Annotated in this window: 24 protein-coding genes and 1 other RNA gene; 17 read left to right on the top strand and 8 right to left on the bottom strand. The window is 65.4% G+C overall.

The annotated features are described in order from the left end of the window. Window positions 1–10: 10 nt before the first annotated feature. Genes C722_RS0111965 through C722_RS0111950 form a run of 4 tightly spaced genes read right to left on the bottom strand, consistent with a single transcriptional unit; the run spans window position 11 to window position 3,364 of the window. Complete coding sequence (locus C722_RS0111965; RefSeq protein WP_017640720.1) at window positions 11–583, bottom strand: BON domain-containing protein; 573 nt, start codon at window positions 581–583, stop codon at window positions 11–13. Beyond that, the gene (locus tag C722_RS0111960; RefSeq protein WP_007162067.1) at window positions 580–1,173 is read right to left on the bottom strand and encodes a phosphoheptose isomerase; all 594 of its coding nucleotides are present in this window, start codon (window positions 1,171–1,173) and stop codon (window positions 580–582) included. Before C722_RS0111960 ends, C722_RS0111965 begins: the two co-directional genes overlap by 4 nt. A 32-nt stretch (window positions 1,174–1,205) precedes the next feature. Further along, entirely contained in the window at window positions 1,206–1,580 is a 375-nt protein-coding gene (locus tag C722_RS0111955) for a YraN family protein (protein WP_017640719.1), read from the bottom strand. Then, window positions 1,577–3,364 (bottom strand): penicillin-binding protein activator, encoded by a 1,788-nt coding sequence (locus tag C722_RS0111950; protein ID WP_017640718.1) that lies wholly within the window; start codon window positions 3,362–3,364, stop codon window positions 1,577–1,579. Before C722_RS0111950 ends, C722_RS0111955 begins: the two co-directional genes overlap by 4 nt. 124 nt (window positions 3,365–3,488) lie before the next feature. On the opposite strand from C722_RS0111950, the gene rsmI reads away from it, so the two are divergent. The 17 genes from rsmI (at window position 3,489) to lpxC (ending at window position 21,887) form a co-directional block, all read left to right on the top strand. Continuing rightward, the gene (rsmI, locus tag C722_RS0111945) at window positions 3,489–4,331 is read left to right on the top strand and encodes a 16S rRNA (cytidine(1402)-2'-O)-methyltransferase (protein WP_371099784.1); all 843 of its coding nucleotides are present in this window, start codon (window positions 3,489–3,491) and stop codon (window positions 4,329–4,331) included. A 61-nt stretch (window positions 4,332–4,392) separates the two neighbouring features. After that, window positions 4,393–4,748: RNase P RNA component class A (gene rnpB, locus C722_RS25455), an RNA gene on the top strand. 289 nt (window positions 4,749–5,037) lie between these two features. Continuing rightward, on the top strand, window positions 5,038–5,493 hold the full coding sequence (gene mraZ, locus C722_RS0111940) for a division/cell wall cluster transcriptional repressor MraZ (protein WP_017640716.1): 456 nt from the start codon (window positions 5,038–5,040) through the stop codon (window positions 5,491–5,493). A gap of 2 nt (window positions 5,494–5,495) precedes the next feature. Further along, window positions 5,496–6,437: a 16S rRNA (cytosine(1402)-N(4))-methyltransferase RsmH gene (rsmH, locus tag C722_RS0111935; protein ID WP_017640715.1), complete on the top strand. Its 942-nt coding sequence runs from the start codon at window positions 5,496–5,498 to the stop codon at window positions 6,435–6,437. Then, the gene (ftsL, locus tag C722_RS0111930; protein ID WP_017640714.1) at window positions 6,434–6,727 is read left to right on the top strand and encodes a cell division protein FtsL; all 294 of its coding nucleotides are present in this window, start codon (window positions 6,434–6,436) and stop codon (window positions 6,725–6,727) included. The genes rsmH and ftsL overlap by 4 nt, the downstream gene beginning before the upstream one ends. Window positions 6,728–6,786: 59 nt before the next feature. Further along, window positions 6,787–8,481 carry a peptidoglycan D,D-transpeptidase FtsI family protein gene (locus tag C722_RS0111925; protein ID WP_371099783.1) on the top strand — a complete coding sequence of 565 codons (1,695 nt, stop codon included), beginning with the start codon at window positions 6,787–6,789 and terminating at the stop codon, window positions 8,479–8,481. Beyond that, entirely contained in the window at window positions 8,478–9,947 is a 1,470-nt protein-coding gene (locus C722_RS0111920; protein WP_017640712.1) for a UDP-N-acetylmuramoyl-L-alanyl-D-glutamate--2,6-diaminopimelate ligase, read from the top strand. Before C722_RS0111925 ends, C722_RS0111920 begins: the two co-directional genes overlap by 4 nt. Next, window positions 9,940–11,307, top strand: a complete 1,368-nt coding sequence (gene murF / locus C722_RS0111915; RefSeq protein WP_017640711.1) for a UDP-N-acetylmuramoyl-tripeptide--D-alanyl-D-alanine ligase — start codon at window positions 9,940–9,942, stop codon at window positions 11,305–11,307. Before C722_RS0111920 ends, murF begins: the two co-directional genes overlap by 8 nt. Then, the gene (gene mraY / locus C722_RS0111910) at window positions 11,307–12,389 is read left to right on the top strand and encodes a phospho-N-acetylmuramoyl-pentapeptide-transferase (protein WP_017640710.1); all 1,083 of its coding nucleotides are present in this window, start codon (window positions 11,307–11,309) and stop codon (window positions 12,387–12,389) included. Before murF ends, mraY begins: the two co-directional genes overlap by 1 nt. Window positions 12,390–12,394: 5 nt before the next feature. Further along, entirely contained in the window at window positions 12,395–13,738 is a 1,344-nt protein-coding gene (murD, locus tag C722_RS0111905; protein WP_017640709.1) for a UDP-N-acetylmuramoyl-L-alanine--D-glutamate ligase, read from the top strand. Then, window positions 13,738–14,937, top strand: coding sequence for a putative lipid II flippase FtsW (gene ftsW / locus C722_RS0111900; RefSeq protein ID WP_026083805.1), 1,200 nt, complete (start codon window positions 13,738–13,740; stop codon window positions 14,935–14,937). The genes murD and ftsW overlap by 1 nt, the downstream gene beginning before the upstream one ends. Continuing rightward, on the top strand, window positions 14,927–15,997 hold the full coding sequence (gene murG, locus C722_RS0111895; protein WP_017640707.1) for an undecaprenyldiphospho-muramoylpentapeptide beta-N-acetylglucosaminyltransferase: 1,071 nt from the start codon (window positions 14,927–14,929) through the stop codon (window positions 15,995–15,997). The genes ftsW and murG overlap by 11 nt, the downstream gene beginning before the upstream one ends. Window positions 15,998–16,031: 34 nt before the next feature. After that, on the top strand, window positions 16,032–17,447 hold the full coding sequence (gene murC / locus C722_RS0111890; RefSeq protein ID WP_017640706.1) for a UDP-N-acetylmuramate--L-alanine ligase: 1,416 nt from the start codon (window positions 16,032–16,034) through the stop codon (window positions 17,445–17,447). A gap of 65 nt (window positions 17,448–17,512) precedes the next feature. Next, window positions 17,513–18,367, top strand: coding sequence for a cell division protein FtsQ/DivIB (locus C722_RS0111885; RefSeq protein WP_017640705.1), 855 nt, complete (start codon window positions 17,513–17,515; stop codon window positions 18,365–18,367). Between the two features lie 16 nt (window positions 18,368–18,383). Then, window positions 18,384–19,628, top strand: coding sequence for a cell division protein FtsA (gene ftsA / locus C722_RS0111880; protein ID WP_017640704.1), 1,245 nt, complete (start codon window positions 18,384–18,386; stop codon window positions 19,626–19,628). Window positions 19,629–19,681: 53 nt separating this feature from the next. Next, window positions 19,682–20,863 (top strand): cell division protein FtsZ, encoded by a 1,182-nt coding sequence (gene ftsZ / locus C722_RS0111875; RefSeq protein ID WP_017640703.1) that lies wholly within the window; start codon window positions 19,682–19,684, stop codon window positions 20,861–20,863. A gap of 109 nt (window positions 20,864–20,972) precedes the next feature. After that, window positions 20,973–21,887: a UDP-3-O-acyl-N-acetylglucosamine deacetylase gene (gene lpxC, locus C722_RS0111870; protein ID WP_017640702.1), complete on the top strand. Its 915-nt coding sequence runs from the start codon at window positions 20,973–20,975 to the stop codon at window positions 21,885–21,887. A 59-nt stretch (window positions 21,888–21,946) separates the two neighbouring features. Here lpxC and C722_RS0111865 read toward each other — a convergent pair whose 3' ends face one another. From C722_RS0111865 to C722_RS0111850, 4 genes are all read right to left on the bottom strand, one after another. Continuing rightward, entirely contained in the window at window positions 21,947–22,285 is a 339-nt protein-coding gene (locus C722_RS0111865; protein ID WP_017640701.1) for a HopJ type III effector protein, read from the bottom strand. Continuing rightward, window positions 22,282–22,575: a DUF1244 domain-containing protein gene (locus C722_RS0111860; RefSeq protein WP_017640700.1), complete on the bottom strand. Its 294-nt coding sequence runs from the start codon at window positions 22,573–22,575 to the stop codon at window positions 22,282–22,284. Before C722_RS0111860 ends, C722_RS0111865 begins: the two co-directional genes overlap by 4 nt. A 15-nt stretch (window positions 22,576–22,590) precedes the next feature. Further along, a complete protein-coding gene (gene folM, locus C722_RS0111855; RefSeq protein ID WP_017640699.1) occupies window positions 22,591–23,289 on the bottom strand; it encodes a dihydromonapterin reductase in 699 nt (232 codons plus the stop codon). A 95-nt stretch (window positions 23,290–23,384) separates the two neighbouring features. After that, window positions 23,385–23,945: an antibiotic biosynthesis monooxygenase gene (locus tag C722_RS0111850; protein WP_026083804.1), complete on the bottom strand. Its 561-nt coding sequence runs from the start codon at window positions 23,943–23,945 to the stop codon at window positions 23,385–23,387. Window positions 23,946–24,018 lie beyond the last annotated feature (73 nt).

The following is a 24,018-nucleotide window of genomic DNA, read 5'->3' as shown; positions in this document are numbered from 1 at the left end:
CGAATAGGGATCAGTTGATGTATTCGAACAGCTTGACGATGCGCTGCACACCCGAGACGCTCTGGATCAGCTGCACGGCATGGGCGGCTTCCTGCTGGGTCACCAGGCCCAGGAGATAGACGATGCCGTTTTCCGTGACCACCTTGATGCGCGAGCCTGGGATGTCCTGGTCGGCGAACATCTGGGTCTTGATGCGGGTGGTCAGCCAGGAATCGTTGCTCCGCGCCAGCAGCGAGGAGTTACCGGTCACCTGCAGTTCGTTGTGCACGGTCTTGACCCGCTGCACGCTGCGCACCGCCTGTTCGGCCTGGGCCTTGAGATCGGCGCGCGGTGTCTGGCCGGCGATCAGTACCACGCCGTTGTAGCTCACCACCACGATGTGCGAGCTGGCCAGGTCGGCATTGGCCTTGGAGATGTTGACCGCGGCCTTGGTCTCGATCAGGGCGTCATCGACGGTGCTGCCCAGGGTACGGGTGCCGCGGTTGTCGTCGATGGGCTTGTCGCGGCTGGCGGTGACCACGTTGCTGCAGCCGGCGACCGCAAAGGACAGCGCCAGGATGGCGAGCAGAGGAGCTTTCTTCATTCTTCGCTTCCAAACAGTTGCTGATCGATCTGGTCGCACAGGCAGTGGATCACCAGCAGGTGCACTTCCTGGATGCGGGCGGTGACCTTGGCAGGTACGCGGATCTCGACGTCCTCGGGCAGCAGCAGCGAGGCCATGCCGCCGCCATCGCGGCCGGTGAGCGCGACCACGGTCATCTCGCGGTCGTGAGCGGCCTGGATCGCCTGGATCACGTTGGCCGAGTTGCCGCTGGTGGAGATGGCCAGGAGGATGTCGCCGGGCTGACCCAGAGCACGGATCTGCTTGGAGAACACCTCGTTGTAGCTGTAGTCGTTGGCGATGGAAGTCAGCGTCGAGGTGTCGGTGGTCAAGGCCAGGGCCGGCAGGCTGGGCCGCTCGCGCTCGAAGCGATTCAGCAGTTCCGAGGAGAAATGCTGGGCGTCGCCGGCGGAACCGCCATTGCCACAGGTGAGAATCTTGCCTTCGTTGAGCAGGGCCGCGACCATGACCTGGCTGGCCAGATCGATATGCGGAATCAGGACTTCCATGGCCTGACGCTTGGTTTCGATGCTGTCCCGGAAGAGTTTCTGGATGCGGGCGTGGGTGTCCATCGCGATATCTTTGACCTGTGCTGTGGAGTGCCTCAGGCCTCGAAGGCCTGTTTGATCCATTCGAGTGCCTGAGGGGACGCGTCGGCCCCGGGGCCGATCGCGATCACGTCGAAACGACAAGGCCGCTTGGCCCAGCGCGCTTCGGATTGCAGAAAGAGGGCGGCGCTGTTGACCAGTCGCTGCCGCTTGCGGGCATCTATGCTTTCCGCGGCGCCGCCCCAGGCGGTGTGCCTGCGGGCGCGTACCTCGACGAATACTACTGTATCGCCGTCGAGCATGACCAGATCGAGCTCACCGCCACGCCAGCGCCAGTTACGGGCGATCAGGCGCAGACCGTGCGTCTGCAGGAACTGCAGCGCACGGTCCTCGCCTTGCTTGCCGCGCTGGAGGTGCGGGGCCTGCTTCACGGCGTGCTGAGCGAGGCCGGCACGCTGGTGGTGGGCAGCGGTGCATTGTTGGCTGGCAGCGGCTGGGCCACGCCGTTGCGGAATTCCGCCCAGGGCAGGTGACGCACCACACGCTGATCGGGCGCCACGCTCAGATTGCCGGACAGGCCGGGCAGCTCGGAGTTGGGCAGGGCCTTGAGCTGCTGCAGGTGCAGCGCCAGCAGGTAGGCATCGGCGCCCATGGCATAGAGGCGCCCGATGCTGGTGCCGGCCTGGGGCCACTGGGCGGTGATCTTGGCGCGCAGCGGATTGCTCGGGTCCAGCAGCCAGGGCGTTTCGCAGAACAGGATGCCGTTGAGATCCTGGTTCACGCCGGGTTCGTTGACCCCGCTGTTGAGGTTGGAAGTGGCGTACACCGGCAGATCGCGGGCGTTCTGGTAGACCAGGATCGGCTTGATCTGGCGGGCCTGCGTCGGCGTCGAGGCGAGGAAGATGAAGTCCATGCCCTGGCGCATCTGCAGGAGGCTGGTGATGCGGTTGGCGATCTCGACCGGCTGGCCGATGCGCTCGGCGGCGACCAGGCGACCACCCAACTGCTGCCACTCGTTCTGGAAGGCGGCCAGCACGCGGGTACCCCAGTCGCCCTGGGGCACCATGGCACCGGCGCTGCGCTTGCCATCGGCCCAGGCACGGCGGGCGGCTTCACGGGCCTCGTCCTCGGCGGCCAGGCCGAACTGGAAGAGCTGGGGCGGCTGGGCGCCCTGGCTGTCGCCATAGTTCAGCGCCAGGGTGTTGAGCGGCAATTGCGGGCGATCGCTCAGCTGCTTGACCAGATTCTTTTCCAGCGGGCCGACCACCAGCTGGATGCCGGCGGCCTGGGCCTGGCGGTAGAAGGCGTCCAGCGAGCCCATCTGGGTACTGTCGTAGACGGTCACGGCCGGGGCGGTCTGGCCCGTGGCCAGGGCTTCGTAGCGGGCGGCCATGAAGCCGTCCTGCAGCGCGCGGGAGACGCCGGCGAGCTGGCCCTGCAGGGGCAGCAGCAGGGCGACGCGATTGAGTGGCTCGCGCGCCAGGGTCTTCAGGCGTTCCAGGTCATCGGGCAGATTGCGCGCGGCGGGATGGCCGGGGTGCTGCTGCTGCCATTCCTCGATGGCCGACAATTGCTGATCCAGCGCCAGGTTGCCGCGGGTGATGGCGGCCAGGGCCAGCCAGCCATTGAGATCGGCATCCTTCACGCTCTGGCGCAGTTGCGCATCCGGCAGGCTGGTCACCAGCTGCCAGATCTGCTCGCGGTTGTCATGGGCGGCATCGCCTTCGAGCAGCGGCCCTAGGAAGATGCGCTCCTGGGCGGCGGCGAGCGGCTGGCCATTGGCGGCCTGGGCCTCGGCCTTGGTCAGGCCGCTGCGGATCTGCTGCTGAGCCGGCAATTCGCCCAGTTGGGCGAAGCTGGGATGGTCGAAACGCTTGAGGGCCTGGGCCGGCTGCTTGTCGAGCAGATCGAGCTGGGCCAGCAGGGTCTGGGCGAACATCTGCTGCGCCGGCTTCAAGCCTTCCAGATTGATGGAGCCCAGGATCTGCCGCGCTTCGCGGGCGTTCTGCTGGGCATAGGCCTTGTCCGCGGCGGTCAGGCGCAGCAGATTGGCCTGCTCGGACTGACTGGCGCCGGCCTGGTTCAGCAGTTGCTCGATGCTGGCCTGGCTGGGCTGAGGCAGCGCCCCGAGGCTGCTCGTGGTGGGCGAGCTGCTGCAGGCGGCGAGCAGGGCGAAGGCGGTGGCGCAGATCAGCGGACGCAGGCGGAACTTCATGCGGTGGTTCCTGAGCAGAGTTCGGAAAGGGGCGATTGTCTCACAGCACCCAGGCGCTGCGAACGCCGAGGGCGAGAGCGGCGTACACTGTTGGGCTATTTCCAGTCCGTCAGGTTTCATCATGATTTCGCCGGGTACTCTTTATGTGGTTGCCACCCCCATCGGCAACCTGGACGACATCACCACCCGTGCCCTCAAGGTCCTGCGCGACGTGGCCCTGATCGCCGCCGAAGACACCCGTCATTCGGCGCGCCTGTTGCGCCATTTCGGTATCGAAACGCCACTTGCCGCCTGTCACGACCACAACGAGCGCGATGCCGGAGGTCGCTTCATCACCCGCTTGCTGGCGGGAGAGGACGTCGCCCTGATCTCCGATGCGGGCACGCCGCTGATTTCCGATCCGGGCTTTCACCTGGTGCGCGCCGCGCGCGCCCAGGGCATCCGGGTCTCGCCGATTCCCGGTGCCTGCGCGCTGATCGCGGCGCTGTCGGCGGCCGGGCTGCCTTCGGACCGCTTCAGCTTCGAGGGCTTCCTGCCAGCCAAGGCGGTGGGCCGGCAGGGGCGGCTGGCGGCCCTGCGCGAAGACCCGCGCACCCTGATCTTCTACGAGGCGCCCCATCGCCTCGACGACTGCGTGGCCGACATGGTGAGCATCTTCGGGCCCGAGCGGCACATCGTGCTGGGGCGCGAGCTGACCAAGACCTTCGAGACCCTGCGCGGCCTGCCCGCGGGCGAGCTGCAGGCCTGGATTCGCGAGGATCTGGATCAGCAGCGCGGCGAATGCGTGTTGCTGGTGGCCGGCTGGACCGCGCCGGAAGACGCCGAGGTCGATGCCGAAACCCTGCGCATCCTCGATCTGCTGCTGGCCGAGCTGCCGGTCAAGCGCGCCGCCGCCCTGGCCGCCCAGATCACCGGCGCGCGCAAGAACCTGCTCTACCAGCTAGCGCTGGAGCGCAAGGGCGAGTAGGGCGAATTAGTGGGCATCTTTCCTTGTTATCCGCCCCCAGTCTCTATACCCTTGCGCCGCGAGAGCCGACCGGGCAGTCGCTGTCGTGATCCGCAAGGGTCGCGAGGGAGGAAAGTCCGGGCTCCATAGGGCGAGGTGCCAGGTAACGCCTGGGAGGCGTGAGCCTACGGAAAGTGCCACAGAAAATAACCGCCTAAGCGCGCAAGCGCCGGTAAGGGTGAAAAGGTGCGGTAAGAGCGCACCGCACGGCTGGCAACAGTTCGTGGCTAGGTAAACCCCACCTGGAGCAAGACCAAATAGGAATCCATAGGCGTGGCCCGCGCTGGATTCGGGTAGGTCGCTAGAGGCAATCAGCGATGGTTGTCCCAGAGGAATGACTGTCCTCGACAGAACCCGGCTTACAGGTCGGCTCTCGCACTCCCTCCCTCCCGGGCCTCTACGCCTGGGGTCTGAGACCTCTTCTTAAGACATCACTTTAATCAATTGAGCCAATCAATTGACTTCATTTCCGTTTGTCGGAAATCGATGTCGTTCGTCTTGGTCGTGAACTCGTGCAATTTGCTCGAAATCCGCGTCCCACGCGGCCTGGGAACCCCCTCGCTTACCTTGACTGAAAGCGGCCCTCCTCAATATAGTGGCGGCCGGTGGTACGAAGTGGGGCGAAGTGGGATTTAATGGCAAGGACAGCCTATTAGAGGATGCGAAATTGTTCCGGGGAGCGAACGCCATCAGTCTCGACGCCAAGGGGCGCGCCGCGATGCCGAGCCGGTATCGTGACGAGCTGCTGGAGCGTTGTGCCGGCCAGCTCATCGTGACGATCGATGCCGTCGACCCCTGCCTTTGCGTCTATCCACTCCCGGAATGGGAAATCATCGAAAGCAAACTGCGGCAGTTGCCCTCGCTACGCGAGGAGACTCGCCGCTTGCAGCGCTTGCTGATCGGCAATGCGGTGGATCTGGAGCTCGACGGCAGTGGCCGTTTCCTGGTTCCGCCGCGCCTGCGTGAATACGCCAAGCTGGACCGGCGCGTGATGCTGGTCGGGCAGCTCAACAAGTTCCAGTTATGGGATGATGATGCCTGGAGTGCCGTGTGCGACGCGGATCTCCTGGCGATTAAGGAACCCGGCGGTATGCCGGATGAAATGCGCGATTTGATCCTGTGACCATGAACCCAGTCTTCCACCACGTCTCCGTTCTCCTGGACGAGGCCGTACAGGCATTGGCGATCCAGCCTGCCGGCCGTTATCTGGACGGCACCTTCGGCCGCGGCGGACACAGCCGGGCCGCGTTGCGCCTGCTGGGTGGGGAAGGGCGGTTGCTGGGTTTCGACAAGGACCCCCAGGCGATCGCTGCCGGCCAGGCCCTGGCCGCGGAAGATCCGCGTTTCGAGATCGTCCAGCGCAGCTTCGCCGAGCTGGGCGATGAACTCGTCAGCCGTGGCTGGTCCGGCCAGGTCGATGGCGTGTTGCTGGATCTGGGCGTCTCCTCGCCCCAGCTCGACGATCCCGAGCGCGGTTTCAGCTTCATGCAGGACGGTCCCCTGGACATGCGCATGGATCCGAGCCGGGGGCAGAGCGCCGCCGCCTGGATCGCCACGGCTGCCGAGGCCGATATCGCCCAGGTGTTCAAGGAATTCGGCGAAGAGCGCTTCGCCAAGCGCATGGCGCGCGCCGTGGTGCAGCGTCGTGAGATCCAGCCCTTCGAACGCACCGGTGATCTGGCCAAGGTGCTCACCGAGGCCAATCCGGCCTGGGAAAAGGGCAAACATCCCGCCACCCGCGCCTTCCAGGGGCTGCGTATCTACATCAACCGCGAACTGAGCGATCTGGAGCAGGGCCTGCAGGCCGCCTACGAGCAGTTGGCGGTGGGTGGCCGGCTGGTGGTGATCAGCTTCCACTCCCTGGAAGATCGCATCGTCAAGCAATTCATGCGCCGACTGGCCAAGGGCGAGGCCGACCAGCTGCCGCGCGACCTGCCGATCCGCGCCACGGTCTTCGAGCCTTCGCTGCGCCTGTTGGGCAAGCCGGTCTATGCCAGCGAAGCCGAACTGGCCGCCAATCCCCGCGCCCGCAGCGCCGTGATGCGCGTTGCCGAGAAGCTGAAATGAGCCGGCTCTTCGTCAAGAAACTGCCCCTGGGCAGCAGCGTCATGCTGGTGCTGTTCGCTGGCGTGCTGCTGTCGGCGGTAGCCGTGGCCTATAGCGCCCACTGGAATCGCCAGCTGCTCAATACCCTCTATGGCGAGATGGCCATCCGCGACAAGGCCCAGGCCGAGTACGGTCGGCTGCTGCTGGAGCAGAGCACCTGGACCGCCCACAGCCGCGTCGAGGCCCTGGCCAGCGGTCAGCTGCAGATGCGCATTCCCGATCCGACCGAAATCCGGATGGTCAATCCGTGAAAGGCCTGATCGCGCGCCTGCCCTGGCGCTTCAGCCTGATTATCGGGCTGTTGCTGGTCATGGTCGGCACCATCATCTGGCGCATCGTCGATCTGCACGTGATCGACCGGGCCTTTCTCAAGGGGCAGGGGGATGCGCGCAGCGTGCGCACCATTCCTATCCCGGCGCACCGTGGCCTGATCACCGATCGCAATGGCGAACCCCTGGCCGTGAGTACGCCGGTCACCACCCTGTGGATCAATCCCAAGGAGCTGCTGGGCGCCGAGGATCGCTGGCCGACCCTGGCCGATGCCGTCGGCCAGCCGCGTGCGGAACTGGCCAAACGCATCGAGCAGAACGCCAGCAAGGAATTTCTCTACCTGGCCCGCGGCCTGACGCCCGAGCAGGGCGAAGCGGTGATGAGCCAGGTCAAGGCACACAAGATTCCCGGTGTCTACGACATCGAGGAATTTCGGCGTTTCTATCCGGCGGGTGAGGTGGCGGCCCATGTGGTCGGCTTCACCGATATCGACGATCACGGCCGCGAAGGCATCGAACTGGCCTTCAACGAATGGCTGTCCGGCGTGCCGGGTCGTCGCCAGGTGGTCAAGGATCGTCGCGGTCGGCTGATCCGCGATGTGCAGGTCGCCAAGAACGCCAAGCCGGGCAATACCCTGGCGCTGTCCATCGACCTGCGTCTGCAGTATCTCGCTGCCCGCGAGCTGCGCAATGCCCTGACCCAGTTCGAAGCCGAGGCCGGCAGCCTCACCATCGTCGACGTCAAGACCGGCGAAGTCCTGGCGATGGTCAACATGCCCACCTACAACCCCAACAACAGACGCAGCCTCGAACCGGCCGCTATGCGCAACCGGGCGATGATCGACGTCATGGAGCCCGGCTCGGTGATGAAGCCGATCTCCATGACCGCGGCGCTCGCCAGCGGTCGCTGGAAGCCCACCGACAAGGTCAACGTCTATCCCGGTTCGCTGCAGATCGGCCGCTACACCATCAAGGACGTCTCCCACAGCGATGGCGCCCTGGACCTGACCGGCATCCTCATCAAGTCCAGCAACGTCGGCATGAGCAAGATCGCCTTCGATGTCGGTGGCGAGAACATCTACAACGCCATGCGCGCCGTCGGCCTCGGCCAGGACACCGGTCTGGGCTTCCCCGGCGAGCGGGTCGGCAATCTGCCTAACCACCGCACCTGGCGTCCGGCCGAGACCGCGACCCTGTCCTATGGCTACGGCCTGGCGGTGACCGCCGTGCAGCTGGCCCATGCCTATTCGGTGCTGGCCAACGACGGGCGCTCGGTACCGCTGTCCATGGTACGCCTGGATAAGGCTCCGGCCAGCGACCAGGCGGTGGACGAGCGCGTCGCCAAGACCCTGCAGGGCATGCTGCAACAGGTCGTGGAAGCTCCCGGTGGTGCCTTCCGCGCCCAGGTGCCGGGCTACCACGTCGCTGGCAAGAGCGGTACCGCGCGCAAGACCAGCACCGGTACCCGGGGCTATGCCGAAAATTCCTATCGCTCGCTGTTCGCCGGCTTCGGCCCCACCAGCAATCCGCGCCTGGCCGCGGTGGTGGTGATCGACCGTCCCAGCAAGGGCGGCTACTACGGTGGCGTGGTGTCGGCGCCGGTGTTCAGCCGCGTGATGTCCGGCGCTCTGCGCCTGATGAACATCCAGCCGGACAATCTGCAGCCGCTGCCGGTGCAGCAGGCCCAGGCCCAGGCTGCCGCCAAGCCGCTGCTGGTCGGGGAGCGTGATCGATGAGCCGCCTGCTGACCGAACTCCTGCCTGAGGCCAGCGCTGCCGTCAACATCGACGGCCTGGCGCTGGACAGTCGCGACGTTCGGCCGGGCTCGCTGTTCCTCGCCATTCCCGGCTTGCACAGCGATGGCCGTGCTCATATCGCCAGTGCCGCCGAACGGGGTGCCGCAGCCATCGCCTACGAGGTGAAGGACGCTCCCGCGCTGCCGAACCTGGACATCCCTCTGATCGCCGTTGAAGGTCTGGCCGGCAAGCTTTCCGCCATCGCTGGTCGTTTCCATGGCGAACCCAGCCAGCGCCTGGCGCTGGTCGGCATCACCGGCACCAACGGCAAGACCAGTGTCAGCCAGCTGATCGCCCAGGCCTGCGACCTGCTCGGTCAGCGTTGCGGCATCGTCGGCACCCTGGGTAGCGGCTTCCATGGCGCCCTCGCCGAAGGCCGCCATACCACCCCGGACCCCCTCAAGCTGCAGGCGACCCTGGCCGAACTGGCCGCCGGTGGCGCCGCCAGCGTGGCCATGGAGGTCTCATCCCATGGCCTGGTCCAGGGCCGGGTGGCAGCGCTGGCCTTCAAGGTCGCGGTCTTCACCAATCTGTCCCGCGACCACCTCGATTACCACGGCACCATGGCCGCCTATGGCGAAGCCAAGGCCCAGTTGTTCGCCTGGCCCGGGCTCGGCACCCGCGTCCTCAATATGGACGATGCCTTTGGCCGCGAGCTGGCAGCTCGCCCCAGCCTGGCAGCGACCCTGACCTACAGCCTGAGCGATCCGGCCGCCAGCCTCCATTGCCAGGCTATCCAGTTCGACGACCACGGCGTGCGCGCCCAGCTGGTCACCGCCCAGGGCACCGGCGAGCTGCGCAGCCAGCTAATCGGACGCTTCAACCTGAGCAATCTGCTGGCCGCCATCGGTGCCCTGCTGGGGCTCGGTCATTCGCTGGCCGACATCCTCGCCATCCTCCCGCAGCTGCAGGGCCCGGCCGGGCGCATGCAGCGCCTGGGTGGCGCCGGGCGGCCGCTGGTGGTAGTGGACTATGCACATACCCCCGACGCCTTGGACAAGGTGCTCACTGCCCTGCGGCCCCATGTCGGTGCCCAGGGTCGATTGGTCTGCGTGTTCGGCTGTGGCGGCGATCGCGATCGCGGCAAGCGGCCGGAGATGGCCGCGGTGGCCGAGCGCCTGGCCGACCAGGTGGTGGTGACCGACGACAACCCCCGTACCGAGGATCCGGCCGCCATCGTCGCCGACATTCGCGCGGGCTTCGCGCAGCCCGAGCAGGTGAGCTTCGCCGGCCGGCGCGAGGTGGCAATCGCCCAGGCCGTGGCCGCGGCGACCGCCCAGGACATCGTGGTGCTGGCCGGCAAGGGCCATGAGCCCTACCAGGAAATCGCCGGGGTCCGCCATCCCTTTTCCGATCTCGACCAGGCCGAGCGGGCCCTGACCGCCTGGGAGCGACAGCATGCTTAGATCCTTCACCCTCACCGAAGTGGCCGAGGCCCTGACCGGCAACCTGCTGGGCGCCGATGCCCTGTTCGATGGCGTCGGCACCGACAGTCGCAAGGCCATGGCCGGACAACTCTTCGTCGCCCTGAGCGGGCCGCGCTTCGATGGTCATGCCTATCTGGCCGACGTGGCCGCCCAGGGCGCCGCGGCAGCCCTGGTGGAGCGGGCCGTGCCCGAGGTTCATCTGCCCCAACTGGTGGTAGCCGACACCCGCCTGGCGTTGGGTCGCCTCGGCGCCTTCAATCGTGATCTGTTCCAAGGCAAGCTCGCCGCCGTGACCGGCTCCAGCGGCAAGACCACGGTCAAGGAACTGCTCGCCGCCATCCTGCGTCAGCAGGGTGCCACGCTGGCCACCCAAGGCAATCTGAACAACGAACTCGGCGCACCCCTGACCCTGCTGCAACTGGCCGCCGAGCACGCCTTCGGCGTCATCGAGCTGGGCGCTTCCCACGTCGGGGACATCGCCTATACCGTGAGCCTGACACGCCCGGATGTCGTTATCATTACCAACGCCGGCCAGGCCCATGTGGGCGAATTCGGCGGTGTCGATCGTATCGTCGAGGCCAAGGGCGAGATCATCGAGGGCGTGGGCGAGGCGGGCACCGTGGTGCTCAACCGCGATGACGCCGCCTTCGAGACCTGGCAACGCCGTGCGGCCGGGCGCCGAGTCATCGCCTTCGGCCTGGATGCCCGCGCCGATGTCCGCGCCACCGAGGTGAGCCTGGATAGCCAAGGTCGTCCGAGCTTCACCCTGCACACTGCCCAAGACGACGTATGCATCACCTTGCAACTGCTGGGTGCCCACAACGTCGGCAATGCCCTGGCCGCCGCGGCGGCCGCCCTCAGCCTGGGCCTGGACCTGACCACCGTCGCCCGTGGCCTGGCCACAGCGGCACCGGTCCAGGGCCGCACCCTGACCCGCACCAGCCAGCGCGGCGCCCAGGTCATCGACGACAGCTACAACGCCAACCCCGCCTCGGTGAAGGCCGGGATCGATCTACTGGCTGCCCTGCCGGGCCGTCGGGTGGTGGTCCTGGGCGACATCGCCGAGTTGGGCGAATGGACCGAACAAGGCCATCGCGACGTGGGCGAGCATGCCCGCGGCAAGGTGGACGCCTTCTACAGCGTCGGTCCCTCCATGTCCCATGCGGCCCGCGCCTATGGCGCCGAAGCCCGACATTTCGCCGAGCGCGAACAGCTGATCGAGGCCCTGGCGGACGAGGACCGGGCCGGAACCACCCTGCTGATCAAGGGATCCCGCAGCGCCGCGATGGATAAGGTCGTCGCCGCGCTCTGCGCTCTCAACACCGAGGAGAAACACTGATGCTGCTGCTGTTGGCGGAGTTCCTGCAACAGTTCTACAAGGGCTTCGCCGTCTTCCAATACCTCAGCCTGCGCGGCATTCTGGGCGTCCTGACCGCCCTGATGCTGTCGTTGTGGCTCGGCCCCTGGATGATCCGCACCCTGCAGATCCGCCAGATCGGCCAGGCCGTGCGCAACGATGGCCCCCAGTCGCACCTGTCCAAATCCGGTACCCCCACCATGGGCGGCGCCCTGATCCTGACCACCATCGGCATCAGCACCCTGCTGTGGGCCGATCTGCACAACCGCTATGTCTGGACCGTGCTGGGGGTGACCTTCCTGTTCGGCGCCATCGGCTGGGTCGACGACTATCGCAAGGTGATCGAGAAGAACTCCCGGGGCCTGCCCAGTCGCTGGAAGTACTTCTGGCAATCGGTGTTCGGCCTGGGGGCGGCGATCTTCCTCTACATGACGGCCAAGGCCCCAATCGAAACCACCTTGATCCTGCCGCTGCTGAAGAACATCGAAATCCCGCTGGGGATTTTCTTCGTTGTGCTGACCTACTTCGTCATCGTCGGCTCCAGCAACGCGGTCAACCTCACCGATGGCCTCGACGGCCTGGCGATCATGCCCACCGTGATGGTTGGCGGCGCCCTGGGCATCTTCTGCTACCTGTCGGGCAACGTGAAGTTCGCCGACTACCTGCTGATTCCCTATGTGGAAGGCTCCGGCGAGCTGATCGTCTTCTGCGGCGCCCTGATCGGGGCGGGTCTGGGCTTCCTCTGGTTTAACACCTATCCGGCCATGGTCTTCATGGGTGACGTCGGCGCCCTGGCGCTGGGCGCCGCCCTGGGCACCATCGCCGTGATCGTCCGCCAGGAAGTGGTGCTGTTCATCATGGGTGGCGTCTTCGTCATGGAGACCCTCTCGGTGGTCATCCAGGTCGCCTCCTTCAAGTTGACCGGCAAGCGCGTCTTCCGCATGGCGCCGATCCACCACCATTTCGAATTGAAGGGCTGGCCCGAACCGCGGGTCATCGTGCGCTTCTGGATCATCACCGTGATCCTGGTGCTGTTCGGTCTCGCCACCCTGAAACTGAGGTAATCGCAGTGCTCATCGCTTCCGACCAGTTCCGTATCGTCGTCGGCCTCGGCAAGAGTGGCATGTCGCTGGTGCGCTTTCTCGCGCGCCGGGGTGTGCCCTTTGCCGTGGCCGACACGCGGGAACAGCCGCCGGAACTGGAAACGCTGCGCACCCAATATCCCGGGATCGAGGTGCGTTGCGGTGAGCTGGATGCCGACTTCCTCTGCCGCGCGGCCGAACTCTATGTGAGCCCCGGCCTGGCTCTGGAAACGCCGGCGCTGCGAGAGGCCGCTGCCCGTGGCGTGCGGCTGTCCGGCGACATCGATCTGTTCGTGCGTCACGCCAAGGCGCCCCTCGTCGCCATCACCGGTTCCAACGCCAAGAGCACCGTCACCACCCTGGTCGGCGACATGGCCCGGCGTGCTGGCAAGCGCGTCGCCGTGGGCGGCAACCTGGGCACTCCGGCGCTGGATCTGCTGGCCGACGACGTCGAGCTCTATGTGCTGGAGCTGTCGAGCTTCCAGCTGGAGACCTGCGAGCGGCTCGACGCCGAGGTGGCCACGGTGCTCAACCTCAGCGAAGACCATATGGATCGCTACAGCGGCATGCCGGCCTATCACCAGGCCAAGCACCGCATCTTCCGCGGCGCCCGCCAGGTGGTGGTCAATCGCGACGATGCGCTGTCGCGGCCGCTGATCGGCGAGGGCGTGCCCTGCCTGACCTTTGGCCTGGGACGTCCGGATTTCCGTGCCTTCGGCATTCGCGAGGAGGAGGGCCATCGCTATCTGGCGCTGGCCTTCGACAACCTGCTGGATGTCGAGGAACTCAAGATCCGTGGTACCCACAACCACAGCAATGCCCTGGCCGCATTGGCACTGGGTCAGGCCGCTGGCTTGCCGCTGGCGCCCATGCTGGAGGCGCTGCGCGCCTTCCCGGGGCTGGAGCACCGCTGCCAGTGGGTGGGCGAGGTCGCGGGGGTCAACTACTACAACGATTCCAAGGCCACCAACGTCGGCGCTGCCCTGGCGGCGGTCGAAGGCTTGGGTGACGACATCGCCGGGCAACTGGTGCTGATCGCCGGTGGCGACGGCAAGGGGGCCGATTTCAGCGCCCTGCGCGAGCCCATCGCGCGCCATTGCCGCGCCGTGGTGCTGCTGGGCCGCGATGCGGCGCGGATCGCCGAGATCCTGCCGGCCACCGTGCAACAGGTGCGCGTCGCTACCCTGGACGAGGCGGTGAATGAAAGCCGCCAGTTGGCCCAGCCGGGCGATGCCGTGCTGCTGTCGCCGGCCTGCGCCAGCCTCGACATGTTCCGCAACTTCGAAGAGCGCGGACGGTTGTTCGCCCAGGCCGTAGGAGCATTGTCATGATCCTCAGCCTGCTGCGTCCCTATCCCTCGCCGCTGGCCAGCCGCCATGGCATCGACCTGGATTTCCCGCTGCTGGCCGGTTGCCTGTTGCTGCTCGGCCTCGGCCTGGTGATGGTGACCTCGGCCTCCTCGGAAGTGGCCGCGGCCCAGTCCGGCAATCCGCTGTACTTCATGTATCGCCACCTGGTCTACCTGGCCATCGGCTTCGTCGCCTGCGGCGTGGTGATGCTGATTCCCATGGCCACCTGGCAGCGCTTCGGCTTTCCGCTGCTGATCATCGCTTTCCTCTTGCTGATAGCGGTGCTGGTGCCTGGCATCGGTCGCGAGGTGAACGGTTCCCTGCGCTGGATCGGCTTCGGCATCTTCAACGTGCAGCCTTCGGAGATCGCCAAGGTCTTCGTGGTGCTCTATCTGGCCGGTTACCTGGTTCGTCGTCAGCATGAGGTGCGCCACACCTGGGCCGGCTTCTTCAAGCCCTTCATCGTTCTGCTGCCGATGGCCATGCTGCTGCTGCGCGAGCCCGACTTCGGCGCCACCGTGGTGATGATGGGCGCCGCCGGTGCCATGCTGTTCCTCGGTGGTGTCGGCCTGTTCCGCTTCATGCTGATGGTCGCCCTGGCCGTGTTCGCGGTGTTCGTCCTGGTGCAGACCCAGTCCTACCGGATGCAGCGACTGATCACCTTTACCGATCCCTGGGCCGACCAGTTCGGTTCCGGCTACCAGCTGACCCAGGCGCTGATCGCCTTCGGCCGTGGCGGCTGGACCGGTCTCGGCCTGGGCAACAGCATCCAGAAGCAGTTCTATCTGCCCGAAGCCCATACCGACTTCCTCTTCGCCGTGCTGGCCGAGGAATTGGGGCTGATCGGTGCCATGGCCACGGTCGGGCTGTTCCTCTTCGTCTGCGTGCGCGGTCTGTTCATCGGTCACTGGGCCGAGCAGTCCAAGCAGTTCTTTTCGGCCTATGTGGCCTATGGCCTGTCCATGCTGTGGATCGGCCAGTTCCTGATCAACATCGGCGTGAACGTCGGCCTGCTACCGACCAAGGGGCTGACGCTGCCCTTCCTCAGCTATGGCGGCAGCTCCCTGGTGATCTGTTGCGTGAGCATGGGTCTGCTGCTGCGCATCGAGTGGGAGAGACGAACGCTGGTCGATACCGAGGATGTGGAATTCACCGAAGAGGATTTCGCCGATGTCCGCTAACGTCCTCATCATGGCCGGCGGCACCGGCGGGCACGTCTTCCCGGCCCTGGCCTGCGCCCGTGAATTCGAAGCCCGCGGCTATACCGTGCATTGGCTGGGTACGCCGCGCGGCATCGAGAACGACGTGGTGCCCAAGGCCGGCATCAGCCTGCACCACATTCCGGTCACCGGACTGCGCGGCAAGGGCTTGCGTTCTCTGGTGAAGGCACCGCTGCAACTCAGTGGCGCCCTCATGCAGGCCATGGGTCTCATGCGCCGGCTCAAGCCGGTCTGCGTGCTGGGCCTGGGTGGCTTCGTCACCGGTCCCGGTGGCCTGGCCGCCAAGCTGTGCAACATCCCACTGGTGATCCATGAACAGAACGCCCATGCCGGCACCGCCAACCGCCTGCTGGTGCCCATGGCCGCCCGCGTCTGCGAAGGCTTTGCCGACACCTTTCCGGCGTCCGCCAAACGCCTGTCCACCGGTAATCCGGTGCGCGCCGAACTCTTCGCTCCGGTGACCCGTGCGCCGCTGGAAGAGCGCGCCGCCAACCTGCTGGTATTGGGCGGCAGCCTGGGCGCCGAGCCGCTCAACAAGCTGTTGCCCGACGCCCTGGCCCAGCTCCCCGCGGGCCTGCGACCCAATGTGCGCCACCAGGCCGGTCGCCAGCACGCCGAGGTGACCGCCGAGCGCTATGCCAACGTCGCCGTGGAGGCCGATGTCCAGCCCTTCATCGCCGACATGGCCGCCGCCTATGCCTGGGCCGATCTGGTGATCTGCCGGGCCGGCGCCCTGACCGTCGCCGAGCTGACCGCCACCGGTCTGCCGGCGCTGCTGATTCCCCTGCCGCACGCCATCGACGACCACCAGACCAGCAATGCCCGCTTCCTGGAGCGCGCCGGTGCCGGTGTGGTGCTGCCGCAACATTCCACCCGCCCGGCGGATCTCGCCGCGCAGCTTACCGAGGTCCTGATGCATCCCGAACGTCTTGCCGGCATGGCAGCTCGCAGCCGTGCCCTGGCCAAACCCGATGCCACCCGTGCAGTCGTCGACGCCTGTCTGGAGGTTGCCCGTGGTTAAGTCGCAAAGTGCCATTCAGGCCGAGGTTCGGCGCATGCGCAGCATCCGGCGCATCCACTTCGTCGGTATCGGCGGCGTCGGCATGTGCGGCATCGCCGAGGTGCTGCTGAACCTGGGCTATGAAGTCTCGGGTTCGGACCTCAAGGAATCCGCGGTGACCGCGCGCCTGCAGCAATTCGGCGCGCGTATCTACATTGGCCACCGCGCCGAGAACCTGGATCAGGTCGACGTGCTGGTGGTGTCCAGCGCCATCAACAGATCCAATCCCGAGGTCTCCGCCGCCCTCGAGCAGCGCATTCCCGTTGTGCCCCGCGCCGAGATGCTCTCCGAGCTGATGCGCTATCGCCACGGCATCGCCGTCGCCGGTACCCATGGCAAGACCACCACCACCAGTCTGATCGCCTCGGTGTTCGCAGCCGAGGGCCTGGACCCGACCTTCGTCATCGGCGGCCGCCTCAATGCCGCCGGTACCAATGCCCAGCTCGGCACCAGCCGCTACCTGATCGCCGAGGCCGACGAGAGCGACGCCAGCTTCCTGCACCTGCAGCCCATGGTTGCCGTGGTCACCAATATCGACGCCGACCACATGAGCACCTACGAGGGTGACTTCAATCGGCTCAAGCGCACCTTCGTCGATTTCCTGCACAACCTGCCGTTCTATGGCCTGGCGGTGCTCTGCGTCGATGATCCGGTGGTGCGCGAGATCATTCCCCAGGTCGCCCGGCCCACCGTCACCTACGGCACCGCCGAGGACGCCGACGTGCGCGCCGTGGACATCCGCCAGGACGGCATGCGCACCTATTTCACCGTGCTGCGCGAGGGCCGTGCGCCCCTGGCGGTCTCGGTCAACATGCCGGGCGTGCACAACGTGCTCAACGCCCTGGCCACCATCGCCATCGCCACCGACGAAGGCGTCAGTGACGAGGCCATCCTCAATGGCCTGTCCGGCTTCCAGGGGGTAGGGCGGCGCTTCCAGGTCTACGGCGAACTGCCGGTCGCCGGTGGCAGCGTCATGCTGGTGGACGACTACGGTCACCACCCGCGCGAAGTCGCCGCGGTGATCAAGGCCGTGCGCGGTGGCTGGCCCGAGCGCCGGCTGGTGATGGTCTATCAGCCGCACCGCTTCAGTCGCACTCGCGATCTCTACGAAGACTTCGTCCAGGTGCTAGCAGATGCCAACGTCCTTTTGCTGATGGAAGTCTATCCGGCCGGCGAAGAACCCATTCCTGGAGCCGACAGCCGCCAGCTCTGCCACAGCATCCGCCAGCGCGGTCAGCTCGATCCCATCTATGTGGAGCGCGGCAGCAACATCGCCCCGCTGGTCAAGCCGCTGCTGCGCCCGGGCGACATCCTGCTCTGCCAGGGCGCGGGCGACATCGGCGCACTGGCACCGCAACTGCTCAACCACCCGCTGTTCGCCACCGCCGCGACCGCCGGGAGTTCGGCATGAGCCGTCATCCGTACAACCCCTTGCCGGCAGCCGCTGTTGCCGGCGCGCACGTGGAGGGCTGAACCTTGGTCGCCACCCTACGTCACAACCAGCCCGGCTTCGGTCGGTCGCGCAACGTCGAGCAACGCGGAGCCAGTCGTCTGGTCGCCGAAGAGCCGCTGTCGACGCGCCTGCCGCGTCCCAGCCTGGGTCTGCTCAAGCGCATCCTCTGGCCGTTCCTGCTGCTGGGGCTGGGCTTCGGCACCTATGAAGGCGCCCAGCGGCTGCTGCCCTATGCCGACCGGCCGATCGCCAAGGTCAGCGTCAAGGGCGATCTCTCCTACATCAGCCAGGCGGCGGTGCAGCAACGGATCGCGCCCTTCGTCGGCACCACCTTCTTCCAGGTCGACCTGGCCGACATGCGCCATGAACTGGAAACCATGCCGTGGATCGCCCATGCCGAGGTGCGCCGCGTCTGGCCGGACGAGATCAGCATCCGCCTGGAAGAGCAGATGCCCATCGCCCGGTGGGGCGACGAGGCGCTGCTGAACAACCAGGGTGAGGCTTTTGCCCCGCAGGATCTGGCCAACTATGACAATCTACCGCGGCTGTACGGCCCCAAGCGGGCCCAGCAGCAAGTGATGCAGCAGTACCAGATGTTCAGCCAGATGCTCCGGCCGCTCGGTTACACCGTGGCGCGTCTGGAAATGCACGAGCGTGGCAGCTGGTACCTCACCACCGGTCAGGGCCTGGAACTGGTGTTCGGCCGCGACCAGCTGGTGGAAAAGATGCGGCGCTTCATGCGCCTGTACGATCAGGTGCTCAAGGCACAGATGGACAATATCGCGCGGATCGATCTGCGTTATCCGAACGGTCTGGCCGTGGCCTGGCGTGATCCCGCTGTCGCCGCCACCCCCGTGACCGAACCGGCCAAGCATTGAGGAGAAGTTTTTTACTATGGCAAGCGTGCAAAGCGGCAAGATGATCGTCGGCCTCGACATCGGCACTTCCAAGGTCGTGGCTCTGGTCGGCGAGGTGTCTTCCGATGGTCAGATCGAGATCGTCGGGATCGGCACCCATCCGTCGCGCGGGCTCAAGAAGGGCGTGGTGGTCAACATCGAGTCCACCGTCGCCTCCATCCAGCGGGCCATCGAAGAAGCCCAGCTGATGGCCGGTTGCCGGATCCACTCGGCCTTCGTCGGTATTGCCGGCAATCACATCCGCAGCCTGAATTCCCACGGCATCGTGGCGATCCGCGACCGTGAAGTGAGTCCTGCGGACATCGAGCGGGTGCTCGATGCCGCCCAGGCGGTGGCCATTCCCGCCGACCAGCGCGTACTGCACACCCTGGCCCAAGACTATGTGATCGACAACCAGGAAGGGGTACGCGAGCCCCTGGGCATGTCCGGCGTGCGCCTGGAAGCCAAGGTCCATGTGGTGACCTGCGCCGTCAACGCCGCGCAGAACATCGAGAAATGTGTTCGCCGTTGCGGCCTGGAAGTCGACGACATCATTCTGGAACAGTTGGCCTCGGCCTATTCGGTACTGACCGACGACGAAAAGGAACTGGGCGTCTGCCTGGTGGATGTTGGTGGCGGCACTACCGACATAGCCATCTTTACCGAAGGCGCCATCCGCCATACGGCGGTAATACCCATTGCTGGCGACCAAGTCACAAATGACATTGCCATGGCCTTGAGAACCCCGACGCAATATGCCGAAGAAATCAAGATTCGGTATGCTTGTGCCTTGGCGAAACTGGCTGGACCGGGCGAAACCATCAAGGTGCCCAGTGTAGGTGATCGTCCGCCGCGAGAATTGTCGCGTCAGGCCCTCGCGGAAGTGGTCGAGCCCCGTTACGATGAGCTATTCACACTGGTGCAAGCGGAACTGCGCCGCAGTGGTTACGAGGATCTGATCCCCGCTGGGATCGTACTCACCGGTGGTACTGCGAAGATGGAAGGCGCGGTCGAACTGGCGGAAGAGATTTTCCATATGCCGGTACGCCTGGGGGTGCCCCAGACGGTCAAGGGTCTGACTGACGTAATCAGCAACCCGATCTATTCCACAGGCGTCGGCCTGTTGCTCTATGGTCTGCAAAAGCAGACCGATCCTTTGCCGGTTGTTTCTGGCGGATATAGCAGCGAAACCAAATCCACAGTCCTGGAACGCATGAAGCGTTGGGTCCAGGGCAACTTGTAATTCACAATTAAACCGCGGCAGTAGGCGAAGATCCGAAAGGAAGAGAGGGGACCATGTTCGAACTCGTAGACAACATTCCACAAAGCGCCGTGATCAAAGTCATCGGCGTGGGCGGTGGCGGTGGCAACGCCGTCAACCACATGGTCAAAAGCGGTGTTGAAGGCGTCGAATTCATCTGTGCAAATACCGACGCCCAGGCCCTGAAGAACGTCACATCCCGTACCGTGTTGCAACTCGGCCCAGGCGTCACCAAGGGCCTGGGTGCCGGCACCAACCCGGAAATCGGCCGCCAGGCGGCCATGGAAGATCGTGAGCGCATCGCCGAAGTCCTCGAAGGTGCCGACATGGTCTTCATCACCACCGGCATGGGCGGTGGCACCGGTACCGGTGCCGCGCCGATCATCGCTGAAGTGGCCAAGGAAATGGGTATCCTGACCGTTGCCGTGGTCACCCGTCCGTTCCCCTTCGAAGGCCGCAAGCGCATGCAGGTCGCCGACGAAGGCATTCGCTCCCTGTCCGAATGCGTCGACTCGCTGATCACCATCCCCAACGAGAAGCTGCTGACCATTCTGGGTAAGGACGCCAGCCTGCTGGCCGCCTTCGCCAAGGCTGACGACGTTCTCGCCGGCGCCGTTCGCGGTATCTCCGACATCATGCAGCGTCCCGGCCTGATGAACGTCGACTTCGCCGACGTCAAGACCGTGATGGGCGAGATGGGCATGGCCATGATGGGTACCGGTCATGCCAGCGGTCCGAACCGTGCGCGCGAGGCGACCGAAGCCGCCATCCGCAATCCGTTGCTGGAAGACGTCAACCTACACGGCGCTCGCGGCATCCTGGTCAACATCACCGCTGGCCTGGATCTGTCCCTGGGTGAATACGCCGCCGTCGGCGAGATCATCGAGGACTTCGCCTCCGAACACGCCACCGTCAAGGTTGGCGCGGTGATCGATCCGGAAATGCGCGACGAGCTGCACGTCACCGTGGTCGCTACCGGCCTGGGCGCGCGCATCGAGAAGCCGGTCAAGGTGGTGGACAACACCGCTCAGACCCTGGCCGCTGCCCGTCAGGAAACCGCTCCCGTCAACTACGACGACCTCAAGTACCCGACCTCGATGCGCTCCGGTCGTGGCAGCCAGCAGCATGGCGGCTCGGCAGCGGCGACCAAGGTCAATCCCAACGACGACCTGGATTACCTGGACATCCCGGCCTTCCTGCGTCGTCAGGCTGATTGATCGGGTATATCACAAGCCAGGGTGTGATTAGTGGGCATCGATTTTCGCTTCTGCTATCATCGCGACTTCGTTGAACACCATTCGCACCCTGCGACCGAGCGGCCCTGGCATGATTAGACAACGCACCCTCAAGAACACCATTCGCGCCACCGGCGTCGGCCTGCATTCCGGGGAGAAGGTGTACCTGACCCTGAAGCCGGCTCCCGTCGATACGGGGATCGTGTTCCGTCGCACCGATCTCGATCCGGTCGTGGAAATTCCGGCCTGGGCCGAGAACGTGGGTGAAACCACCATGTCGACCAACCTGTTCAGTGACAGTGGCGTCAAGGTCGGTACCGTTGAACACCTGCTGTCGGCCATGGCCGGTCTGGGTATCGACAACGCCTACGTCGAGCTGTCCGCGGTCGAAGTGCCGATCATGGACGGCAGCGCCGGTCCCTTCGTGTTCCTGATCCAGTCCGCGGGTCTGCAGGAACAGGAAGCGGCCAAGCAGTTCATCCGCATCAAGCGTGAAGTGAGCGTCGTCGACGGTGACAAGCGCGCCACCTTCGTGCCCTTCGACGGCTTCAAGGTGACCTTCGAGATCGACTTCGATCACCCGGTGGTCAACAACCGTACCCAGAAAGCCTCGGTGGATTTCTCGAGCACCTCCTTCCTCAAGGAAGTCAGCCGTGCCCGTACCTTCGGCTTCATGCGTGACCTGGAATTCCTGCGTTCGCACAACCTGGCCCTGGGTGGCAGCGTCGACAACGCCATCGTGGTGGACGAGAAGGGTGTGATCAACGAAGACGGCCTTCGTTACGAAGACGAATTCGTCAAGCACAAGATCCTCGACGCCATTGGCGACCTCTACCTGCTCGGCAAGAGCCTCATTGGCGAATTCCGCGGCTACAAGTCCGGTCATGCCATGAACAATCGCCTGCTGCGTGCGCTGCTGGCTGATCGTGATGCCTGGGAAGTGGTGACCTTCGAAGACTCCGGTCTGGCACCCATTTCCTATATGAGACCCGCGGCTGCCGTCTGAGCCCGGTCCCAAGCAAAAGCCCTGCATCTGCAGGGCTTTTTTTATGATCGCCGAAAGGTCTAGCGACGCGTCAGGGGCTCGCCCTGAAAGCTCACGCCGGCCAGGCCGTGCGCGACGAGGGCGCGGATGTTGGCGTGATCGCTGCCCTCCGGCGTCTGCAGCACGCTGCGGTAGTGCTCGCCAAAGGCCAGCAGGGCTTCCTCATCGCTCAGGCCTTCGAGCCTGGCCAGACCCAGGGTCTTGCAAGAGCCTTCGTTCTGGCCCGCGGCATTGTCCACCCCGCCGTTGCGAAAGGCGGTGGGCTGGTAGTGGTAGTGCTCGGCGACGAAGGCCAGGGTGTCGGCGAAGGCGTGATCGCCCTGGACCAGGCTGGCGCGAAAGCGGGAGAGGTCGCTCATTTGCGCTGCTGCTCCTGGAAGGCCGCGGCCTGGGTTGGGGAGGCCTCGGTCTGATGCTGGGCTTTCCAGTCCGCGTAGGGCATGCCGTAGACGACTTCGCGGGCGTCATCGATACTCAGCTCCAGACCCTTGTCGTCGGCTGCGGCCTTGTACCACTTGGACAGGCAGTTACGGCAGAAGCCGGACAGATTCATCAGGTCGATGTTCTGCACATCGGTACGCTTGCGCAGGTGCTGGACCAGGGTGCGGAAGGCGGCGGCCTCCAGTTCCAGGCGGTCTTGTTCGGTCATGACTGATTCCTCTTGCTAGCGACGGCCATGGCGCAGGTGGCGCCCGCCGTTGACGGTGAAGGTGCTGCCGGTCGCGTATTGGGTCGACAGCAGATAGAGCACGGTATCCACGATGGGATCGGCGCCGGGTTCGAAATCCAGCAGCGCCTTGTCCAGGGTCGCCTGGCGATAGGCCTCGTCGGCGCCTTCCTTGAAGATCAGCAGCCCTGGCGCGATGGTATTGACCCGCACCGTGGGGGCAAGGGCCTCGGCAAAGGACAGGGTCAGATTGTGCAGGGCGGCCTTGGTGGCGGCGTAGCCGATGTGATTGCGGCTGCCACGGGTCGCGCTGTCGTCGCCGATATGGATGATGTCGGCCCGGGGTGCGGCCAAGAGCAGATCTTGCAGGCCCAGGTTGAGATGGTAGGGCGCTTCCAGATGCAGGCGATAGAGCAGCCGCAGATTGTCCAGGCCATCTTCAGCCCAGACCGAGGCGTTGTGCACGATACCGCGCAGTGCGAGGTGACGTTCATGGAGCTGCTGCAGCAGGGTGTCACGCTGCGCCTCTTCGGTCAGATCGACCTGATAGGCTTCGAGCTCGAGGTCACGCAAGGGGCCGGGATCGTCGCGATAGACGGCAATGACGGGTTGGCCCTCGGCCAGCAGTCGGCGGGTCAAGGCGAGACCGACGCGGCGATTGGCACCGGTGACCAGAAGGGGAAGGGTTGCGGACATGAAGGGTACCCGATCCTGATGAGCGAAGCGGTCATGAGGCTGGCCGCTATTGTACGCATTCGACTCGTCAGGATGCAGGCTGATCCGCTATCGACCTAGCGAGCGCTGCCCCGCCAGCCATTGGCCCGCGACGAGGCGTTGTGCAGCCAGCCCTTCAACGCCCGGGTGATGAGGGGAATGAAGACGCAGACCATCACCGGGGTAAGGATCAGGGTGCTCAGCAGGATGCGTGGCAGCAACGGCAGATGCGCCAGGTAATCGCCAAAGGCGGCATTGAACAGCAGGGAGATGGGAAAGAACGCCAGCCAGACGGCGATGCTCTGCTTCCAGCGCGGCGGCGGCTGGAGGCCGGCACCGAACCAGTCGTCCATGCCCTGAGCCCGTCGTGCCTGGGGCGCTTCGAACAGGCCCTGGCCACGCTCCAGCCAGAGGCGCCGGGTGTCCGAGTGTTCCCACTCGTCGAGGGTCTGGGGGCAGGCGAAGCGAAAGATGATCTGCACCAGGTTGTCGCCCGGTGGCGGGGTCAGGACACCCGAGCCGAGATAGCCGGGATACCCGGTGGCCAGGGCTTCGCCTTCGCGCAGCCAGACCAGAAAGGCGTCGTATTGGCCGGCCGCGACGCGTCGCGCGACCATGAGTGTAACAGGCTGATTCATGCTCCAACTCCAGGCGATCGGGCCGGATAGGCCGGATGCCGTCACGCCGCCGGGTAGGCGGACAGGTGGCGAA

This window comes from Pseudomonas sp. 313 (genome assembly GCF_000316965.1).
Taxonomy (GTDB): domain Bacteria; phylum Pseudomonadota; class Gammaproteobacteria; order Pseudomonadales; family Pseudomonadaceae; genus Chryseomonas; species Chryseomonas benzopyrenica.
The sequence above is the reverse complement of the archived record's forward strand: the minus strand, read 5'-3'. Positions and strand labels throughout refer to the sequence as shown.

Bases quoted from the DNA above. Each gene is read 5' to 3' on its own strand.
- C722_RS0111965 (WP_017640720.1), bottom strand. From the start codon at position 583: ATGAAGAAAGCTCCTCTGCTCGCCATCCTGGCGCTGTCCTTTGCGGTC.
- C722_RS0111960 (WP_007162067.1), bottom strand. From the start codon at position 1,173: ATGGACACCCACGCCCGCATCCAGAAACTCTTCCGGGACAGCATCGAA.
- C722_RS0111950 (WP_017640718.1), bottom strand. From the start codon at position 3,364: ATGAAGTTCCGCCTGCGTCCGCTGATCTGCGCCACCGCCTTCGCCCTG.
- rsmH (WP_017640715.1), top strand. From the start codon at position 5,496: ATGAACCCAGTCTTCCACCACGTCTCCGTTCTCCTGGACGAGGCCGTA.
- ftsL (WP_017640714.1), top strand. From the start codon at position 6,434: ATGAGCCGGCTCTTCGTCAAGAAACTGCCCCTGGGCAGCAGCGTCATG.
- C722_RS0111925 (WP_371099783.1), top strand. From the start codon at position 6,787: ATGGTCGGCACCATCATCTGGCGCATCGTCGATCTGCACGTGATCGAC.
- C722_RS0111920 (WP_017640712.1), top strand. From the start codon at position 8,478: ATGAGCCGCCTGCTGACCGAACTCCTGCCTGAGGCCAGCGCTGCCGTC.
- murF (WP_017640711.1), top strand. From the start codon at position 9,940: ATGCTTAGATCCTTCACCCTCACCGAAGTGGCCGAGGCCCTGACCGGC.
- mraY (WP_017640710.1), top strand. From the start codon at position 11,307: ATGCTGCTGCTGTTGGCGGAGTTCCTGCAACAGTTCTACAAGGGCTTC.
- murG (WP_017640707.1), top strand. From the start codon at position 14,927: ATGTCCGCTAACGTCCTCATCATGGCCGGCGGCACCGGCGGGCACGTC.
- murC (WP_017640706.1), top strand. From the start codon at position 16,032: ATGCGCAGCATCCGGCGCATCCACTTCGTCGGTATCGGCGGCGTCGGC.
- ftsA (WP_017640704.1), top strand. From the start codon at position 18,384: ATGGCAAGCGTGCAAAGCGGCAAGATGATCGTCGGCCTCGACATCGGC.
- ftsZ (WP_017640703.1), top strand. From the start codon at position 19,682: ATGTTCGAACTCGTAGACAACATTCCACAAAGCGCCGTGATCAAAGTC.
- lpxC (WP_017640702.1), top strand. From the start codon at position 20,973: ATGATTAGACAACGCACCCTCAAGAACACCATTCGCGCCACCGGCGTC.
- C722_RS0111865 (WP_017640701.1), bottom strand. From the start codon at position 22,285: ATGAGCGACCTCTCCCGCTTTCGCGCCAGCCTGGTCCAGGGCGATCAC.
- C722_RS0111860 (WP_017640700.1), bottom strand. From the start codon at position 22,575: ATGACCGAACAAGACCGCCTGGAACTGGAGGCCGCCGCCTTCCGCACC.
- folM (WP_017640699.1), bottom strand. From the start codon at position 23,289: ATGTCCGCAACCCTTCCCCTTCTGGTCACCGGTGCCAATCGCCGCGTC.
- C722_RS0111850 (WP_026083804.1), bottom strand. From the start codon at position 23,945: ATGAATCAGCCTGTTACACTCATGGTCGCGCGACGCGTCGCGGCCGGC.